The organism is Bradyrhizobium sp. P2_E8 (assembly GCF_056403875.1).
Map to the genome: position 1 here is coordinate 1 of NZ_JBFUES010001551.1, position 1,144 is coordinate 1,144.

The window sequence follows — 1,144 nt, forward strand, 5'->3', positions numbered from 1 at the left end:
GCGCTCCTTCATGTGCGCTCCTTCATGTAGGCGCGCGCCTTGTCGAGCGCCGTTTGGGCACCACCAAGAGAACAGGCCGTGATGTTGAGACGGCCGCCATCGAGGCCGGCCATCGCGATCTTGAAGCCGACGCCCTCCTCGCTCAGCCGGTTGACGACCGGCACGCGGGCGTTCTCGAACATGACGGCACGGGTCGGCTGCGCGTTCCAGCCCATCTTGCGCTCGTTGGCGCCGAACGAGACGCCGGGTGTGTCGCCGTCGATGACGAGGGTCGAGATGCCGCCGGGGCCTTCGCCGCCGGTCCGCACCATCGCGACCAAAAGGTCGGTGCCGCCGGCCCCCGAGATGAACTGCTTCTGGCCGTTGAGGACGTAATGATCGCCGTCGCGCACCGCGCGGGTGCGCAGCGCCGCGGCATCCGAGCCGGCGCCGGGCTCGGTCAGGCAGTAGCTGGCGATCAGCTCCATGGTGCAGAGCTTCGGCAGCCATTTGTGGCGCTGGGTGTCGCTGCCGTAGGCATCGATCATCCAGGACGCCATGTTGTGGATGGAGATGAAGGCCGACGTCGTCGGGCAGCCCGTCGCCAGCGCCTCGAAGATCAGCGCCGCGTCGAACCTGGTCATGGCGGAGCCGCCGACATCCTCGCGGATATAGATGCCGCCCATGCCGAGCGTCGCCGCCTCGCGCATCACGTCGACGGGGAAATGCTTCTCCTCGTCCCAGCGCAGCGCGTGCGGCGCGATCTTTTCCGCCGCAAACGCCAACGCCATGTCGCGAACCGCGACCTGATCCTCGTTCAGAGCGAACTGCATGGGTGCCTCGCTCTTGAGAGGATCACTTCATCAGCGGGATCGAGAACTCCGCACCTTCCTTGACGCCGGACGGCCAGCGCGAGGTCACCGTCTTGGTCTTGGTGTAGAAGCGAACCGAGTCCGGGCCATGCTGGTTGAGGTCGCCGAAGCCCGACTTCTTCCAACCGCCGAAGGTGTAATAGGCGATCGGCACCGGGATCGGCACGTTGATGCCGACCATGCCGACATTCACCTTGGCCGCGAAGTCGCGCGCAGCGTCGCCGTCGCGGGTGAAGATCGCGACGCCGTTGCCGTAGTCATGCTCGGACGGCAGCGCCAGCGCTTCCTTGTAG

At 66.3% G+C, this 1,144-nt stretch carries 1 protein-coding gene and 1 pseudogene; both read right to left on the reverse strand.

The window, feature by feature from the left end; translation table 11 throughout:
• Positions 1-14: 14 nt before the first annotated feature.
• A pseudogene (locus tag AC1D00_RS42215) lies at positions 15-812 on the reverse strand (acyl-CoA dehydrogenase family protein); the annotation flags it as partial.
• 22 nt (positions 813-834) lie between these two features.
• A partial coding sequence (locus AC1D00_RS42220) for an aldehyde dehydrogenase family protein (RefSeq protein WP_477014791.1) occupies positions 835-1,144 on the reverse strand: 310 nt, incomplete at its 5' end.